1 protein-coding gene is annotated in these 1,757 nt (G+C 73.4%); it reads left to right on the top strand.

Annotated elements, in window-relative coordinates:
- Window positions 1-1,380, top strand: a 1,380-nt coding sequence (locus tag FV228_RS28730) for a glycosyltransferase family 4 protein (RefSeq protein ID WP_147857587.1), incomplete at its 5' end; no start/stop codon positions are given.
- Window positions 1,381-1,757: the final 377 nt, after the last annotated feature.

Raw genomic sequence — 1,757 nt, 5'->3', positions numbered from 1 at the left:
GCCCCGGAGCCGGCCCCGTTCCGACGCGTCCTCCACGTCTGCACGCAGCTCGCCCCGGTGGGCGGCCTCACCAAGATGCTGGCGTTGTGGATCGGCGCCGACGCCCACCGGACCAACGGGCTCGCCCTGACCCAACATCGCGGCCCGGTCGATGGGCGGATCGCCGAGGCGGTCCGCGCCAGCGGCGGCGCGATCCACCACCTGAACCACCGCCAGGGCGGCAAGCTCGCCTGGGCGCGGGAGCTGCGCCGGGTCGCGCGGGATTACGACGTCGTCGTCCTCCACATCCATTGCGAGGACGTGGTCCCGCTGATCGCCTTCGCGGATCCGGGCAAGCACCCGCCGGTCCTCCTCCTCAACCACGCGGATCACCTGTTCTGGATCGGGACCCGGATCAGCCACGCGGTGATCAACCTGCGCGAGGCCGCCCGCCGGCTCGCAATCACGCGGCGCGGCGTCGATCCGGCCCGGAGCTTCCTGCTCCCGACCCTGATCACGCTGCCCGAGCGCCAGCGCAGCCGTGCGGCCGCCAAGCGCGCCCTCGGGATCCCGGACGACGAGGTCCTGCTGGTCTCCGTGGCGCGCGGCGCCAAGTACCGCAACGTCGGCGACGTCACCTACGCCGACCGCCACGTCGATCTCCTGGCCGCGCATCCGAAGGCCCGCCTGATCGTGGTCGGCGCGGGCGAGCGCGCGGACTGGGCCCGGGCGCAGGCCGCCACGGGCGGGCGCATCGTGGCCCATGCCGAGCAGTCGGATCCGCGGGTCTTCTTCGAGGCGGCGGACATCTACGTCGATTCCTACCCGTTCGTCTCGTCGACCTCGATGCTCGAAGCCGCCGCCTACGGGCTGCCGCTGGTGACGCGGTTCGAGGCGCCCGCGGCGGCCGAGATCGTCGCGATCAACCATCCCGGGCTCGACGCCACGGCCCGGGTCGCCCGCGACCAAGCGGAATACGAGGCCCACCTCACCGCGCTGATCACCGACGCGGAGGACCGCCGGGCCACGGGGGCCGCGATCAGCGCCGCCATCGCGCGCCTCTACGCGCCGGCGAGCTGGGCCGCCGGGCTCGACGCAGTCTACGCGCAGGCCAAGGCGCTGCCCCGGCTCGCGCCGGATACCGGGCCGGTGACGGCCGAGGCGCCCCATCTGGGCGAGCCGGACCTGCGCCATCAGGACATGTTCGGCTCGGATTTCCCGATCTCCGGGATGACCAAGAACTACATCGGCATGCTGCCGCTCCGGCAGCGCGTCGCCTCCTGGGCGGCCCTGCGCCGCGCCGGCGACTTGTCCGGCCCCTGGGAGCGGGTGCGCCTGCTGCTGCCGGAATGGCTGGTGCGCAACGTGAAGGACCGGCCGGGGCTTCTGCGGGCCGGTTGAGGCGGCGTATCCATCGCATCACCCAAAGACAGGCCCGGGAAACCTTGTGGTTTCCCGGGCCTGTCTTCTTGTCCGTTCCGAGTCCCTCGTCATCTCCGGAACACGCGGCGGCGCCTGGAATCACGGGGTGTATGCTTGGACGTCCCTGCGACGCCCAAACCCGTCGGGCCGGGCGTTTCCGATCGACGGGAAAGGCCCGACCGGTCAGCGCGTCCCCGGCCCGGCGGCGGCGAGCGGGCGGCTTGCCTGGGCGACGGCCACCAGGGCCGCGCGCAGATGGGTCGGCCGGATCGCGTCCTTGACCGCCCGGTGCGGCATCAACCGGAAGGCGGAGAGCAGCGCGCCGGCGGCGGCGCGCCGGTCGCCCCGGGCCGCAT

This window comes from Methylobacterium sp. WL18 (genome assembly GCF_008040015.1).
Taxonomy (GTDB): Bacteria; Pseudomonadota; Alphaproteobacteria; order Rhizobiales; family Beijerinckiaceae; genus Methylobacterium; species Methylobacterium mesophilicum.
This window is presented reverse-complemented; position numbering and strand designations above follow the sequence as displayed.